The organism is Thermoanaerobacter sp. A7A, from assembly GCF_000445185.1.
In the GTDB taxonomy this organism is placed as follows: domain Bacteria; phylum Bacillota; class Thermoanaerobacteria; order Thermoanaerobacterales; family Thermoanaerobacteraceae; genus Thermoanaerobacter.
In genome coordinates this window covers 1-15,912 of sequence record NZ_AVAF01000147.1, presented here as the reverse complement: position 1 = coordinate 15,912, position 15,912 = coordinate 1, and the positions used below count along the sequence as shown (strand labels likewise).

Annotated in this window: 16 protein-coding genes; 7 read left to right on the top strand and 9 right to left on the bottom strand. The window is 33.5% G+C overall.

The features are described 5' to 3' along the window. Positions 1-42 precede the first annotated feature (42 nt). Positions 43-1,059, bottom strand: coding sequence for a LacI family DNA-binding transcriptional regulator (locus M663_RS0111425; RefSeq protein WP_029689006.1), 1,017 nt, complete (start codon positions 1,057-1,059; stop codon positions 43-45). Positions 1,060-1,377: 318 nt separating this feature from the next. Further along, complete coding sequence (locus M663_RS0111415; protein WP_029689005.1) at positions 1,378-2,199, bottom strand: HAD family hydrolase; 822 nt, start codon at positions 2,197-2,199, stop codon at positions 1,378-1,380. Between the two features lie 222 nt (positions 2,200-2,421). Here M663_RS0111415 and M663_RS0111410 point away from each other — a divergent pair, with 222 nt between their 5' ends. The 7 genes from M663_RS0111410 (at position 2,422) to panD (ending at position 7,393) form a co-directional block, all read left to right on the top strand. Continuing rightward, on the top strand, positions 2,422-3,096 hold the full coding sequence (locus M663_RS0111410; RefSeq protein WP_029689004.1) for a DUF421 domain-containing protein: 675 nt from the start codon (positions 2,422-2,424) through the stop codon (positions 3,094-3,096). Positions 3,097-3,098: 2 nt separating this feature from the next. Continuing rightward, positions 3,099-3,482 (top strand): DUF4363 family protein, encoded by a 384-nt coding sequence (locus M663_RS0111405; RefSeq protein WP_029689003.1) that lies wholly within the window; start codon positions 3,099-3,101, stop codon positions 3,480-3,482. Between the two features lie 73 nt (positions 3,483-3,555). Beyond that, positions 3,556-4,320: a tRNA (adenine-N1)-methyltransferase gene (locus M663_RS0111400; protein ID WP_029689002.1), complete on the top strand. Its 765-nt coding sequence runs from the start codon at positions 3,556-3,558 to the stop codon at positions 4,318-4,320. A gap of 197 nt (positions 4,321-4,517) precedes the next feature. Then, positions 4,518-5,408 (top strand): Rossmann-like and DUF2520 domain-containing protein, encoded by an 891-nt coding sequence (locus M663_RS0111395; RefSeq protein WP_029689001.1) that lies wholly within the window; start codon positions 4,518-4,520, stop codon positions 5,406-5,408. Then, the gene (gene panB, locus M663_RS0111390; protein WP_029689000.1) at positions 5,368-6,192 is read left to right on the top strand and encodes a 3-methyl-2-oxobutanoate hydroxymethyltransferase; all 825 of its coding nucleotides are present in this window, start codon (positions 5,368-5,370) and stop codon (positions 6,190-6,192) included. Before M663_RS0111395 ends, panB begins: the two co-directional genes overlap by 41 nt. Further along, positions 6,189-7,040: a pantoate--beta-alanine ligase gene (gene panC, locus M663_RS0111385; RefSeq protein WP_029688999.1), complete on the top strand. Its 852-nt coding sequence runs from the start codon at positions 6,189-6,191 to the stop codon at positions 7,038-7,040. The genes panB and panC overlap by 4 nt, the downstream gene beginning before the upstream one ends. Next, complete coding sequence (gene panD, locus M663_RS0111380) at positions 7,040-7,393, top strand: aspartate 1-decarboxylase (protein WP_029688998.1); 354 nt, start codon at positions 7,040-7,042, stop codon at positions 7,391-7,393. Before panC ends, panD begins: the two co-directional genes overlap by 1 nt. 43 nt (positions 7,394-7,436) lie before the next feature. Here the strand turns inward: panD and M663_RS0111375 are convergent, their stop codons facing one another. The 7 genes from M663_RS0111375 to M663_RS0111345 all read right to left on the bottom strand — a co-directional run. Next, positions 7,437-8,774 (bottom strand): FAD-dependent oxidoreductase, encoded by a 1,338-nt coding sequence (locus M663_RS0111375; protein WP_029688997.1) that lies wholly within the window; start codon positions 8,772-8,774, stop codon positions 7,437-7,439. 8 nt (positions 8,775-8,782) lie between these two features. Then, the gene (locus tag M663_RS0111370) at positions 8,783-9,313 is read right to left on the bottom strand and encodes a hypothetical protein (protein ID WP_029688996.1); all 531 of its coding nucleotides are present in this window, start codon (positions 9,311-9,313) and stop codon (positions 8,783-8,785) included. A gap of 4 nt (positions 9,314-9,317) precedes the next feature. Beyond that, positions 9,318-11,465: a hydantoinase/oxoprolinase family protein gene (locus tag M663_RS0111365; protein ID WP_029688995.1), complete on the bottom strand. Its 2,148-nt coding sequence runs from the start codon at positions 11,463-11,465 to the stop codon at positions 9,318-9,320. A 60-nt stretch (positions 11,466-11,525) separates the two neighbouring features. After that, positions 11,526-12,812, bottom strand: a complete 1,287-nt coding sequence (locus tag M663_RS0111360) for a C4-dicarboxylate ABC transporter (protein ID WP_029688994.1) — start codon at positions 12,810-12,812, stop codon at positions 11,526-11,528. A 13-nt stretch (positions 12,813-12,825) separates the two neighbouring features. Then, the gene (locus M663_RS0111355; RefSeq protein ID WP_013149874.1) at positions 12,826-13,503 is read right to left on the bottom strand and encodes a hypothetical protein; all 678 of its coding nucleotides are present in this window, start codon (positions 13,501-13,503) and stop codon (positions 12,826-12,828) included. Between the two features lie 4 nt (positions 13,504-13,507). Next, positions 13,508-14,626 (bottom strand): ROK family transcriptional regulator, encoded by a 1,119-nt coding sequence (locus M663_RS0111350; protein WP_029688993.1) that lies wholly within the window; start codon positions 14,624-14,626, stop codon positions 13,508-13,510. Between the two features lie 412 nt (positions 14,627-15,038). Continuing rightward, positions 15,039-15,912, bottom strand: an 874-nt coding sequence (locus M663_RS0111345) for a transposase (RefSeq protein ID WP_042805354.1), incomplete at its 5' end; no start/stop codon positions are given.

The following is a 15,912-nucleotide window of genomic DNA, read 5'->3' as shown; positions in this document are numbered from 1 at the left end:
TCCTTTGAACATTTTTAACTTTGTCAACAAACTGAAATAGCCTTAGCGGCTATTTTTTTCTTCTCCAAAGCCAGTAGATTCTCTTACAATCAACTGATGAGGCAAAATAACATGCATTTCTTCAATAGGTTCTTTTGCTAAAAGCTTAGTTAAAAGCCTCATGCTCACAGCCCCTATATCGTAAGCAGGCTGTTGTATTGTAGTAATTGTCGGTCTAAAAATAGTAGAAATGTAAGTATTGTCAAAACCCACTATATGGATATCCTCGGGCACTTTAAGGTTTGAGTCAAATATGGCGTTTATGGCAGCAGCAGCCATATCATCTGATGCTGCAAACACTGCATCTACCTTGTATTCCAAAAGCTTTAGCATAGCTAAATATGCTTTGCGAGTTTTAAACTCTCCTTCTACTACTAATTCAGGGTCATATTTTATGCCGTGTTCTTCGAGAGCTTTTTTGTAACCTTCAATTCTTTGAAGCCCTCCTATAGGGTCATGCATAGGCCCTGAAATCATACCTATTCTCTTATGCCCTAAAGAAATCAAATATTTTACTGCGTCGTATGCGGCTTTTTCATTGTCAATCATAACACTAGGAAATCTCTTATCTTTGTCATGAGTACCTGCCAGCACCACCGGTACACCAAATTCGTTAAACGTTTGTATAACACTATTCCTTACAATATCCCCCATAAAGATAATCCCGTCTACTTGCTTTTCTCCTAATATTTCTATATATTTGACTTCTTTTTCCTCTTTTTGGTCAGTATTACACAAAAATATGTTATAATTATACATCGCCGCAATATCCTCTATCCCTCTAACTACCTCAGGATAGAAAGTACTAGAAATATCAGGAACTATAAGCCCTATAGTATGAGTCTTTTGGATCTTTAAACTACGAGCTAACGCATTAGGCTTATATCCCGTCTTTTTTATAGCCTCTAATACTCTCTGTCTCGTCTCGTCTGTAACAACAGCACTGTTATTTAACACTCTAGAAACCGTAGCAATTGAAACCTTTGCTTCTCTCGCCACATCTTTTATCGTTGCACTCATTGCACATCACTCCCAGGATTAATCGTTTTCGCTTTATGTTATTTTACTTTTTAAAAAGAATTTTGTCAATAGATTTTTTCAATTTTTTTCATTCATTTTCATGAATTTTTTTGACTGACTCATCTTCTAACTCTCTTTTTTGTTCTTTTTCGCAAAATAGAGGCAAAAAAGAGAATAACATATATAAAATCCCAAAAAATATAATAACCAAACTGATAAATTTTATAACCATACCTTCCATGGTCATCACCTAAAATAAAAAAATATATTACCGCCCTCGCGGTAATATATTTTATTCCCTTTCGTTTAAACTTGTTACTATACAGCTACTGTCTTTTTATTTAAGAAAAATTTATCTATTACATGAGCAACTCCATCTTCATCATTTGATAAAGTTGTATAATCCGCTTTTATTTTTACAATATCAGGAGCGTTCCCCATAGCTACTCCCAATCCTGCATATTCTATCATTGACAGGTCATTTAGATTGTCTCCAATCGCCACTACCTGCTCTCTTTTTATACTGTACATATTGGCAAGAGTTTTTAAAGCATTTCCCTTGCTTACTCCTTTTGCATTAATCTCTAAATGTCCTCCTCCAGAAGTAGAAATGGTCAATCTTTTTGAAATTTCGTCGTAAATTTCTGCATCAATAGAAATAGGATTTTTCATATCATTCAACGCATAGATTTTAGCCGTTACGCTTCCCGTTCTTTTAAGAAATTCCTCCAAATTCCCCACCGCATTTACAGTAACATTGTTAAAAGAAAGGTACCACTCTACTCTATCAGTTATTTCTTCCACGTATAACTCATCATCAATATAGAGGTTAATATGGTATCCACTTTCTTTTAGCAATCTTATCGCAAATATTGCATCTTCTGTCTGTATAGGATTGTAATAATACACCTTTTTAGTGTAAATATCTTTTATTAAAGCACCGTTATAACAAATCACCGGAGCATTAACATTAAGTTCAAAGGCATAAGGCAAAATAGAAGAAAACATACGTCCAGTAGCAATAGTAAAAATGACTCCCCTTGAAATCACCTCTTTTATTGCTTCTTTATTTTTATCAGAGATTTCAGAATTACTATTTAATAAGCTCCCATCAGCATCTGTGACAAAAAGTTTATACATATTCTTCAACCCCTATTTTTTATTTATCCCTTATCTATATTATAACAGTTTGTAAATTTACATACTATATCATAAATTGTTATAAAACGTTACCACTGAAAATTTTACATTACAAAAAGTTTTTTAACAAACTTTATTGCTAAAGATTAGAATAAATGTAAATGAATATTTTCAAAACCCTTCAACAATACTATATATGGAAAACTTAGAAAGGGTGAAAATATGCTGATACTGTTTTTTCGCACAATAATTTTATATGTTCTCGTCGTAATATTCATGCGAATCTCAGGAAAGCAGCAAATAGGTCAGCTTCAACCCTACGAGTTAGTTGTAGCAATCATGATAGCAGACTTAGTGGCAATTCCTATGCAAAACAAAGGGATACCTCTTGTATCAGGTATTATACCTATTTTAACCTTATTAGTCTCTCAACTTTTTTTATCTTATTTGTCAATAAAAAGTTTGCGAGCCAGGGCTATAATCTGTGGTACTCCTACAATTTTAGTTGAAAATGGAAAAATCCTTACATCTCAGCTCCAAAAAGAAAGGTACAACATAAATGACCTTTTGGAAGAGTTAAGAGTCAAGGGATATCCTAACATAGCTGATGTAGAATACGCAATACTCGAAACAAATGGCAGTTTAAGCGTAATACCAAAATCCAATAAAAGACCAGTTACACCACAAGATTTAAATTTGACACCTCAATACGAAGGCTTGCCTCTTCCAATAATAATTGATGGAATAATTATGCACCAAAATATGCAAAAAGCGGGTATTGACATGGAATGGCTAAACGCACAACTTAAAATGTGGAAAATACAAAATGTCAAAGAAGTGCTTTTTGCCTCTTTAGATACCAATAAAGTTTTGACTGTTTACAGAAAGGAAGGTTAAATGTGCGATATGTAGTTCCTTTGATGATATCCATTGTCGCTTTCGTCCTGCTTTTAGATATTGTATCTTTTAACTACCTTGATAAAACCTCTGAAAATTTAGATAAAATACTGACAATAGTTCAACAAAATATAGAAAAGGAAAACTGGACTGAAGCAAAGAAAAACATAGATAAAGCAGAAAAAGAATGGAAAAATATAGACAAGAAATGGGCAATACTGATAGAACATAGAGAAATTGACGAAATAGAAATAAACATGGAAAAATTAAAAAGCTATGTAGAAACAAAAAACAAAGATTTAAGCATGGCACAGCTTAAAGCTATTAAAATGTTAATAAGACATATACCCCAAAATGAAAAACCAACTCTTGAAAATATCCTTTAATCTGTAACTTTATAATATAATGTGTTATAATATAGGCATAAAAAACCCTTTTAAAAGAAAGGGGGAATAAAATGTGGATTCAAAAATCACTACAAAACGAGTAATAATAGGGCCAGATAATTTTAAAAAAGTAGTTGATCTATCCTCTACCTCTAAAATAGGACTGCCAAAAGGTCAAATTGATACAGATTTTTTGTCCCAAATAAAACCCGGCAATAGTTTTGAAGTACACGGAGTAAAATATTACGTACTTAATTGTGATACTTTTGACTACATAATGCACTCTTTAAAGCGCCAAACACAAATTGTCTATCCAAAAGAGGGAGCTTACATAGCAATGCGCCTTGACATTTTTCCAGGCAAAAGAGTAGGTGAAGCAGGAACAGGTTCTGGAGCTTTCACTGTATACCTCTCTCGCGCTGTGGGACCTTATGGAAGAGTATATACATATGAACAAAGAGAGGAATTTTATAAGCTTGCACAAAAAAATCTCAGCGAATTTTTGGAATTTGACAATGTCATAATGTACAATAAATCTATAAATGATGGAATCAAAGAAAGAGATTTGGACGCATTTTTCTTAGATGTTAGAAAACCATGGGAAGTTTTAGAAGAAGTAAAAAAAGCACTAAAACCTGTAGGGCACTTAGGAATATTAGTTCCCACTACAAATCAAGTATCTGAAAGTTTAGCTGCACTTGAAAAAAATGGGTTTTATATTTCAGAAGTCAGTGAAATTATGCTTAGAAAATATAAATTAATCCCTCAGAGGTTAAGGCCAGAAGACCTGATGGTAGGTCACACAGGTTATCTCATTTTTGCAAGAAAGCTAGAATAGTAATTGTCTTTATTGACTCTATAAAAACATTGTGCTATTTTAAAAGTGGTGGTATCTTCATAGAACCACACACTTCGTAAAAATTCAATAGGGCTTATATGCCCCGCCAGGATCACAAGACCGGGACGGGAAATAAAGAAGATTTACCTTCCCATCCGTGGAAGGTTTTTTGTCTTAATTAAAAGGAGGGAAAACTATTGAAAATTGGATTTGTCGGGGCTGGCGTTGTAGGAACAAGCCTCGCTTTTTTGTTATCCCAAAATGGTATTAATATTTCAGGTTTTTTAAGCAGGAGTTTAGAATCAGCCAAAAAATCAGCTGAATTTACACAATCCAGTGTCTTTTCTTCTTATGAAGAGGTCATCACAAATTCTGATGTAATTATAATAAGCACAAATGACAACAGCATACCAGAAGTAGTAAATAATTTAAGTCAGTACAAGGAAATACTTAAAGAAAAAACTTTTGCTCATTTAAGTGGAGCTTTAAATTTAGAAGTTTTAAACCCTCTTAAAGATGAAAATAATTTTATCATGGTAATGCATCCTATACAAACGTGTCCCTCTGTATCATCAGCTTTAGAACTTCTCCCAAAATCCTATTTCACTTTAGAAGGAGATGAAAAAGCAGTTGAAATTGGAAAAGAAATTGTAAATAAAATATCAGGTAAATACATAGTTTTAAACAATATAGTAAGACCCCTTTATCATGCTGCTTGTGTTGTAGCCTCAAATTACCTTATAGCTCTTTCAAAATTTAGTTTGCTTCTTCTAAAAGAATCAGGTTTCCCTTTTGAAAATTATCCTGATGCCTTAATCCCTTTAATGGAGGGAACTTTAAAAAATATAAAAGAAAAAGGCACAACTGATGCTTTGACAGGTCCTATAGCAAGAGGGGATGTAAACACTGTAAAACTTCATCTTGAAAATATAAAAGATCCAAGTCTTAAAGAGCTTTATAAAAGTTTGGGTAAATTAACTCTTGAGATTGCTTATGAAAAAGGAAGTTTTAACAATGAAAAATATTTTGAATTGGAGGGTATATTAAATGGAGGAAAAAGTAACAACTCTCACACTAAGGAAATTTAAGAAAGAAGGAAGAAAGATTGTAGCTTTAACTGCTTATGACTTCCCCACAGCTAAAATCCTCGATAATTGCGGAATTGACATGATTTTAGTAGGAGATTCCCTTGGAATGGTGGTTTTAGGATACCAAAGCACAATACCTGTCACAATGGAGGACATGATACATCACACAAAAGCCGTTTCAAGGGCAGTAAATCGTGCCTTTGTAGTTGCCGACATGCCTTTTATGTCATATCACATATCAAAAGAACAGACTATGGCAAATGCTGCAAGGCTTATTGCAGAAGGCGGAGCTCACGCCGTAAAGTTGGAGGGCGGAGAAGAAATAGCTTCCATAGTCAAAACCATAGTAGATGCAGGAATACCGGTGGTAGGCCATCTCGGACTTACTCCTCAATCAGTACATCAATTGGGAGGATATAAAGTCCAAGGCAAAGAAAAAGAAAAAGCCAAAAAAATTTTTAACGATGCCAAAGTATTAGAACAAGCCGGCATATGTGCCCTAGTGCTTGAGAGCATCCCAATGGAGCTTGCAAAAAACATTGCAGAAAATATTTCAGTTCCAACTATTGGAATAGGAGCAGGTCCTTACTGCGATGGCCAAATCCTCGTCACCCATGACATGTTAGGTATAACACAAGGTCATAGGCCTAAATTTGTAAAACAATACGCAGATATTGAAAAAATAATGATAGAGGGCATAAATGCCTACATTAAAGAAGTACAACAAGGTTTATTTCCAGATGAAGAACATTCTTTTACTTTAGAAAAGAGGGAGAATAAATGATAGTAACAGATAAAATTAGTGATGTAAGAAATATAATTAAAGAACAAAAATTGTCAGGTAAAAAAATTGGACTTGTACCTACAATGGGATATTTGCACGAAGGCCATTTGTCCCTCGTAAGAATTGCAAAAAAGCATTCAAATTTTGTATCTGTAAGCATATTTGTAAATCCAATTCAATTCGGACCTAATGAAGACTTTGATAGATATCCTCGAGACCTGGAAAGGGATTTAAAACTTCTTGAAAAAGAAGGCTGTGACCTTGTTTTTGCTCCTTCTGTAGAGGAAATGTATCCTTCTGAACTTCTCACAACAGTAAATGTAGATAAAATTACTGATAAACTTTGTGGAGCTTTCAGGCCCGGTCATTTTAAAGGCGTCACAACAGTTGTAGCAAAATTATTTAACATTTTCACCCCAGACATCGCAGTTTTCGGACAAAAAGACGCCCAACAAGTTGCAGTAATAAAGAAAATGGTGGAAGACTTAAATTTCCCTGTAGAAATAATAAAAGCGCCTATTGTAAGAGAAGTTGATGGTTTAGCAATGAGTTCAAGAAATGTCTATCTAAATCCTGAAGAAAGAAAAGCAGCTTTAATACTTTCGAAATCTTTAAAAGAAGCTGAAAAATTACTTCTAAATGGCGAAAGAAATGCTAATACTATAATAAAAAAAGTAAATGAGGTCTTAAACTCAGAGCCTTTATGCAAAGTACAATATGTCTCCTGCGTTCATCCTGATACATTAGAAGACTTAACTTATATAAAAGATAAAGCACTTATTGCAATAGCTTGCTTTATTGGGACAACAAGACTTATAGATAATCTATTGTGGGGGGAAAATATATAATGCAAAGGTTTATGATGAAATCTAAAATACACAGAGCAATTGTAACAGAGTCCAACTTAAATTACCAGGGTTCTATAACAATTGATAAAAATTTAATGGAACTTGCTGATATACTGCCAAATGAAAAAGTACAAGTTTTAAACATCAACAACGGTGCACGATTTGACACTTACGCAATAGAAGGCGAAAGTGGCTCAGGTACAATATGTATAAACGGCGCAGCAGCAAGACTATGTCAGGTAGGCGATATAATCATCATAATATCTTATGCAATAATGGAGGATGAGGAAGCCAAAAATTATAAGCCTAAAGTAATATTTGTAGATGAAAACAATAAACCAGTAAATATGTAAAAATTTAATGGTACAAGGTACCTATTTAATGTACCTTGTACCATTAAATATAAGCCCCTTGCTTTAATAAAATGTTTCTCAGCATTTTTACATCAACATTCGAAACTTTTGCATTCTCTTTTGCTGCTATACTTGCAGCTGTCCCTGCCGCTTGACCCGTTGCCATAGCAATTGGTGAAACTCTTATTGCTGCATTTGCTTCATGCGTTGATGATATACATCTGCCTGACACAAGTAAATTATCTACTTTTTTACTATACAAACATCTGTATGGTATGTCGTAATCACTTCCCTCTTTAAGTTTCATATAAACAACGTCTTCCCCCTCCGGAGAATGTATATCAACAGGATAACCCCCTTTTGCAATGCAGTCATCAAAGCGCTTGTTTGAAACAAGGTCTTCAGCTGTTAATATATATTCACCGACTATTTTCCTAGTTTCTCTCACTCCTATTTGCGGACCTGTTGAAATCAATATACTATTTTCAAAACCAGGTATTCTTCTTTTCATAAAGTTAAACAACTCAATGGCTTGATTCCTTCCGATTATTTCACCTTTGGTTAAATCTTTTATATCTGTACCATTTAGCCTTTGTACCCTTGTCATGTTTACTATAACTTCACCTGGTGTATTTGTTTCAAAAAATAACACCATGTCTCTTTCAAAATTTATTTCTCCTTTTTTTCTTGCTTCTTTCAATATAGAATAAAAGCCATTTACCGATAATCTTTTTGCTTTTATGATTTTTTCTTTATCTACCATTCTAAATTCAGTTGGATTATTTAGCATATATTCTTTTATTTTTTGTATATCTACATTGCCTATTCTAACATTCATTGTCATCGGTTGTGTCAAGTTATCCTTGGGTCTTCCTAATAAATAATTGACTCCACATCTTATAGCAAGGTCTGCATCTCCTGTTGAATCTATATAAATTTTGCTTTTTATAGTCATTTCCCCTGATTTGTTCACAATTTTAATTGATTTTATCTTGCTTCCATCTATCTCAACACCCGATAAATAGCTGTGATATAGTATTCCTACACCGCTATCTATTAGCATCTTCTCTAAAATGTATTTCATAAGTTCTACATCAAAGGGTGTTACAGTGCTTACAAACCCAGTTGTATCTATTACGTGGCCAGGACTTCCCCCTATTTTTACAAGATTATCTACTATCTCTTGTGGTATTCCTTTTACAACCTGTCTATCACCCGCATGAAACGTCATCATAGGGCCAACGCCCATATTTGTAAGTGAACCACCGAGAAATCCATATCGTTCAATTAGTAGAGTTTGAGCTCCATTTCTTGCAGATGCTATTGCTGCAACTGTTCCTGATACGCCACCACCGACAACAACTACATCATATGGTTTCATTCTACCACCTACCATATATCATAAAATTCTTTTACAAAAGCATGGGCTGCTATTTCACTTAATGCTCTTAATCTTCTTTTTAGTATAAATGGACCAATTTTTATTTGTATCTTTTTTATTTCACTTGTTAATCCAATATATTTGGCCTCTAAATGGTGAAAATATTCGTGAGTCAGAAATAAATCTACAATTTTTTCATTATCTTTCCAAAAGAAATATTTGTCTGGTATAGAAGGGATAAAGACATTTTGTATATTTTTTTTGTAAATGGTAATCTTTTTTTCTTTACTGTTATAATCGCTAAAAATAGTATAGGCAGGGTTATAACTTTTTTCATCTGTTTCTATAAGTATGTTTTCTTGAAATATTAGTTGTTTTATGTCTTTGTCTTTTATTTTTTCTGCCTCTTTTATCCCTCTATTCCATGCTATTTCTAATATATCATCAAGATTAAGGTCGGATATTCTATTGTAATATATATCAAATTTTAATTCCTGGTCAATTAATTGTTGTTTATTAAGAAATACAGAGGGTACCATTTCATCACCTTTTGCTTAATAATATGAGTATTCGGTCATTATCAGATAAGCCACTTATTTCTACTTTTGCCAGTGAAATTATTTGTTCTTTGTCAATAAGTCCTGATAAGTCTACTATTCTATTTGGTAGTATGATAAAGCAGTCAGGAATTTCAGCTCCACCATCACCGTAAAATATGTTTTGTTCTAATGCTTTGTTTAAATAATTTTCAAAGTTTGTTATATTTGTTCTATATACTTTACCGTTATTTTTGTTAAGTCTTATAACTCCTTCTTTGTCTATTACCATTACGCTTTCTATTTTTTGTGATAACAATCCAAAAAATTTCTTCTTGTTTTCTATGCCTTTTACGATATACATTGAACCTGTTTCATCGATTATTTGAACGTTTTTTGCTGACTCGAGCTTCATTGATTGAGCTGCTATTTTCTTTATTTCTTCTCGTCCTAAATTCCTGTTTAATATGTCCTTCGAACGCAACTCTGTAGCTCCTGTCGCAATTGCCCTCACTATATTTTTCTGTGAGTCTATTTCTACATATATTTCTACTGTTTCCTCTAATGCTCCCGATTTTATCACTGCTTCTTTTGCTTCGTTTCTTATTGACAATATGTCTTTTTCAGTAGGATTTTGTATGGTACGCTCTACTATTTCTCTTACCATTGCAAGTGCTACACCTATTGTAGAGATCACCTGGGCGTTTTTGGCTATTCTATGGTCCATACCCATCATTTTTGCAACATAGGGAACTATTGATGCACTTCCTCCTCCCCCACCTACAAGTACTGTAGTAGATTTGTCAAGTTTGCAATCAGTAAGAAGTTGTTCAACAACTTTTATTACTTTCATGCTCGCAATGTCCATAATTTTCTTTGCTACTTCTTCAACTGTTTTATTGAGTTTTTTCGCAATTGGTTCTAAGGCCCTTCTTGCAGCTTCTACATTACCATAGGCATAATCTTCTGGTCTTACATATCCTAATACGTTTGCTGCACAGGATACAGTTACTGCAAATACTTTTCCATTCTTGCTTTTGATTGCAACATAATTATCAGGATCGTTCTTTTTTGGTTTTATATATACTATTTCAGGTTCTATTATTTCTTCTGGATCGCTGTAGACTGCATAAGGTAAATTTGCAATATGAGCACTTCTGGGTCCAACGTCTTCTATATCTTTGTCACCAAGCCTTATCATACTTCCCCCTGCTATTCCTACCGTTCTTACGTCAAGAGAATTAAGATATGTTTTATGCCCTCCAATTTCCGCATAGTTTACCATTACTTTGCCTGTTTTTATTGCAGAGATATCTGTACTTGTTCCTCCAACTTCAAGGAATATGCCATCAGATATTTTTTCATACATAAGGGCACCCGCTACACCTGCAGCAGGTCCTGAAAGCAAGGTAAGTATTGGTCTTTTTCTCACTTCTGCTATACTCATTACTCCTCCGTCACCTCTCATTATCATAAGAGGTGCCTTTATGCCGGATTTCTTTACGCTTTCTTCTGTCATGTTTGCTGTTTCTATCAGTTTGGGAAGTATGCATGCGTTTATTGCTGCGGTCCTTGTCCTTATTTTTAATCCGTATAGCTTTGTTATTTCGTGCGTTGCTGTCACCGGAAGTCCTTTTTGTTCTACAATCTCTATTATTCTATTCTCTGTTGTTGGATCGTCCACTGAAAAGGCTTGAGCAGCAACAACTGCTCCTATCTCTTGCGTCTTTAACTCTTCGATTTTCATTTCTACGTTTTTTTCAAATTCGTCGTCTAATTCAACATATTTATTTACAATCTTTAATATTTTACCTGGTGCAAGTTCTATATCTTGTATATTTGTATCGCTTTTTACTTTAATACCCTCAAGCCCTTTCCCTGCAGCTATAATGCCAACAGGAACAACGTCACCTTCTAATAATGCATTTGTTGCCTGTGTTGTACCATGAGCTATAAACAAGATATCTCCTGGCTTAATGTTGTACTCATCCATAAGTTTTTTAAGTACATCAATAATGCCTTTCGCGACTCCCTCTTTTGCAGTATGAGTTGTGGGAAGCTTTACTGTCCCTATTAATTCATAAGTGTCATTATCTATGGCAACCGCATCTGTGAATGTTCCTCCAACATCTATACCGATTCTTACTTTCAACATTATCTCCTCCTATACATGTCATGATAAGGGCTAAGTTAAATCACTTAGCCCTTTTATGTTTTAAAAGAACATTACTGAAGCTGTAACTACGCCAGCTATAGCAAGTGCCCATATATATGGTAATAATTTTAATAGAAGTTTATTAACGTCAACACCAGCATAATTACTTAACCAAACATTATGTGTATTTGTTGGATCTCCTATCGCTTGAATCCTTTCTGTTGATAAAAGTGCACCCATTACTGCAGTCGGTGGCAAAAGTTTTAAACCAATGATAAGACCAGCTATACCACTTCCCAATCCCCATAAATTTAGAGGACCTCTGTAAAGAGCCAACGGTGCAAGTAAACTAAAAAATATAATGTACGATATTCGCGATGAAGGAATAATACTCTTTAAAATGGGTTCAAGGCTTTTTGCGACCATAGGATGCATAACAGCATTTAGCAACATGCCAATTCCTATCATTAAAAGCACTGCTGGTGCAGAATCTGCTATACCATCATAAGCAGTTTTGGTAAGGGTATTTAAAGCATTTTTAACCGATTTTTGTGTTGTAATTACGCTATAAACTATTCCAACCATAAAAGATGAAATAATCGACCATTTAAACACTAATACAAATAAAATAGGTATAAGTGGTGTTAATAATGCTAAAGAATTCGCTTTTTGTTCTATTTCTTCATCATTTGCTTGAGCCCAAGCAAATTTTAGGCCTTGGCGTTTAAATTCTATAATTATAAAAACCAGAGCTGTTATAGCAGTTAAAACCATAAGAACTAATGCAAAATTTCTAACTTGTTCTAACGTTACACCAGTGGCCGTTATATAAAAAGCCCAATTTCCCATATTAAGTTCAAGACCTATCGCCATACCAAACAAAAATACTGCAATTGCTGTCATAGGAGCTACACCTACTGACATCAATATAGGTATTGTTATACTACCAATCATTATTACAGCACCAAGACCACCTACAGTTGTAAATAGTAAAGCTATTGCTGCTGCAACTAAAATTGTTATTATAAAAGGTCGGTCTCCACCTAATTCAGCTGCTGTTTTAACGATGGATTTCGATATCCCAGTTTGGTTCATTATTTGCCCAAGCCATGCGCCAAACATTACTGCTACATATGCAGCAGCAAGTTTTATAGCTCCTCCATCTATCACATAAGCTAAAAGCCCGTTGTCTACTTTAGTCTTAGGGTCTACCATTTTTAGAGGAACACCAGCAATTACTGCTATTCCTATCGCAAGTATTGGAAGTGCTATTAATGTGGGCAACTTCCTAGTTATCATAAGCACTGCAATTGCTAAAAAAAGAACCAATATCAACACTGCCTGCATGATAAAAACCCCCTTACAATTTATTTATCGCTTCTCTAAACAAACTAGTTGTTCTTTCAACTCCTTCTACGGTATTTCCTGTCACAATTGCACCTATCATTATCCCTTTTACTCCTAATTCATATAAGAATCTTACTTCTTCCGGTTCTATAATCCTTTGAGTAGGAACCACAACAGGTTTGTCAACATTTTCAACAAGCCTGCCATATCTCATTAAATCAAATACATAAATTTTTTCTCTTCTATCATCGGGAAGAACATCTGCTTCTATTACATCTACACCTATTCTATTAACTGCCCTGATATGACCTAAATCATATGTTTCATTAACAGCAATCATCTTGTCAAGATTTGAATCAATCATATAAAGTGGCATATAATGGGCAAACATCGACAAAAAACTAAAGCCAATTTCTTCTACAAATTTAATTTCATCTTTGCTTGCATATAACTGTGCACCAGGAACAAGACCCACAGGCACATTGGCATATTTAATTATCTCTTCAAACACCTCCCTTTGTTCCATTATACCTCTGAAATTATTGCCACTCGCCGAATGATAAACATTGGCATGGACCTTTAACGCATCTGCACCTCCTTTCACAGCAGCCTGTGCAAATTCTAATTTGTTTTCAGGTAGACTAACTATTAACGTCATTTTGTTTGAATTAAGCAAATCAAGAAATTCCATAAAGCTACGCCTCCTGTATATTTATTATTTTTTTTAAAGTAAGCTTTGCTGCTTCTCTCATAACATCTTCATCTTTTGTAGATGGATTTTTAATCACCAGATTCTCGCAAGATCTTGCCAGAGAATTAATAATAGCTGATAATTTTAATATTTTACCATCAAATATAAAGACTTTTATATCCAGTAAATTTTTTAAATTGATAATAGCCACTTTTAAATAGTTACTTACTTCATTTATAAGACGATTTTTTTTCTCATCATTTAATATTTCACACAAATTATCAATATTTATTGGAGGTATATTATCAATTTGTTCCTTTTCATGCTCTTCGATTATCATTATTAATACTCTTTTTATTATTGATTTTATTGATACTACCTCGTCTAAGGTTGGGCCATTTTTATCTACGATCATTTGTCCAATATTTATGCTAGTTTCCAAACGCTTCCCTTTTATAATTACTGAAGACTCTATATCTTCATCTATTTTAATGTAAGCAAGATTCTCTCTCATATTTAGGTTTTGGTATTCTGCCATAGCCTTTAAATTCAATTCATCTTCCTCAACAACAGTAAGTCCCAGCTCCAAAGATAGTGACTGCTCTATTGTTATAAACTCTGAAGAAATAGATGTATTTAAAATTCCTCTCGGTTTTAAAATTTTAACATCATTGTTCAAACAAATACCTATGCCAAATATTTTTTTATCATCTTTACATATTTCTTTTTCAAAAGAAAAATAGCATTCTTTTATTTTTGCCTCTAATTTAGATATTTCAAAATAATCAAATTTAATTTCCTTCTGTGATATCTTATTCATAGAAAAATCAAACAAAGAAGCTATTATTTTATTTTCATCAACCTTAACCACTAAAATATATCCACTTTCAGGATTAAACTGTAGCATAATGGGCCTTCTGCCACCCGTAGATGTACCTACCCCGTTTTCTTTTATAATATTCTCCTCTATTAATTCGTCAGTCAAATCTGAAACAGCTGTTAAGCTTAAACCAGTATATTGCGAAATTTCTGTTCTTGACAATGCACCTTTATTAATAAGTGTTTTTAAAATTAACTTTTTGTTTCTGTCTTTTAATTCTTTTAAGTTGTTTTTTCGCCTCAATTTACTTTACCCTCCCTAACTTATTAAGAAGTTCGTAATAAGTTTATAAAATAAAATTTGTATTATCTACTTAGCAAAAAACAATTATGGCCTTTCTTAAATAATGCTACATATAACTTCCTATATTCTAAAGTAAATTTATGTTATTTCTAACTTCTTATTATCTTAATTTTATATATTCGACATTATTTTTAAAATTCCTTCTTAAAATATATAAAAATTATAAAAAATTTTATCATCAACCTCTCATCTTTTTAAAGCTTTATCACACTTCACATTATTTCACATTATTTTGTCTCTACTATCCCGACTGCCATCCCATTCTTATATAAATTCAAACTAGCAAACACATTTCCTTATTCCCCCTTTTCTTTAAGTTCGGTACGAGTCTTTGCCATTGCCAATACAACAGTTACAAATTCGGTACACTCCACATTAAAAAACCGGGAATATCACCCGGTTTCAGTTTGTTGACAAAGCAAAATTTTAGCCCCTGTTTTCTTAGTACCGAAAGCAGGGGCTGTATATATCTGGATAAAATTTTCTTTAAAACTCCAAATAATGGATAAAAGTTTAAAGTATCTAAAGGGCTTATGCACTTCCTCCATAACCATGTTGCCATTTTCTTTAAATTCATGGCAGCAAAAACAAGCATCGCTTGCATGGACAATTTTTCCTTTCCTCTTAATGTTGTCCATCGCAAACCATGCTTCTCTTTCATATCAGCAAATACTCTCTCTATTGTCTCTTTCCTTCTTTCATATACTTCCTTACAATAAGGTGTATGCCTTAAATGCTCTGCTTCTTCTACATAACCTTCCCATATATGCCTGAATATCCTCTTTGTGTAGTCTTTACTTTGGGTACACTTTTCCCTTAAAGGACAATTCCTGCATTTTTCTGGATTCGATTTGTACTCTCTATATCCTTCTCTATTGGTTGTAACATATGTTAATATTTCATTTTGTGGGCATATGTAACAGTCATAATATTCATCGTATACGTACTGCTGCTTTTTCATGAAACCATCTTTTGTCATTGGTCTTGTGTATGGCACTGCTGGTATTATTTCTTTATCAAATATTGTCTTTAATATGTACGGATTTTTATAGCCTGCGTCTACTGCTATTGCTTTCGGTTTTCCTACTCTCTTTTCAACTTCTTCTAATACTTCTTGAAACATTACGCTGTCGTGTACATTCGCTGCTTCAACTTTTACTCCTAATACAAACCCGTTTTTATCGCAGGCTGTGTGAAAGGAATATGCAAAACATTTTTCTTTTTCA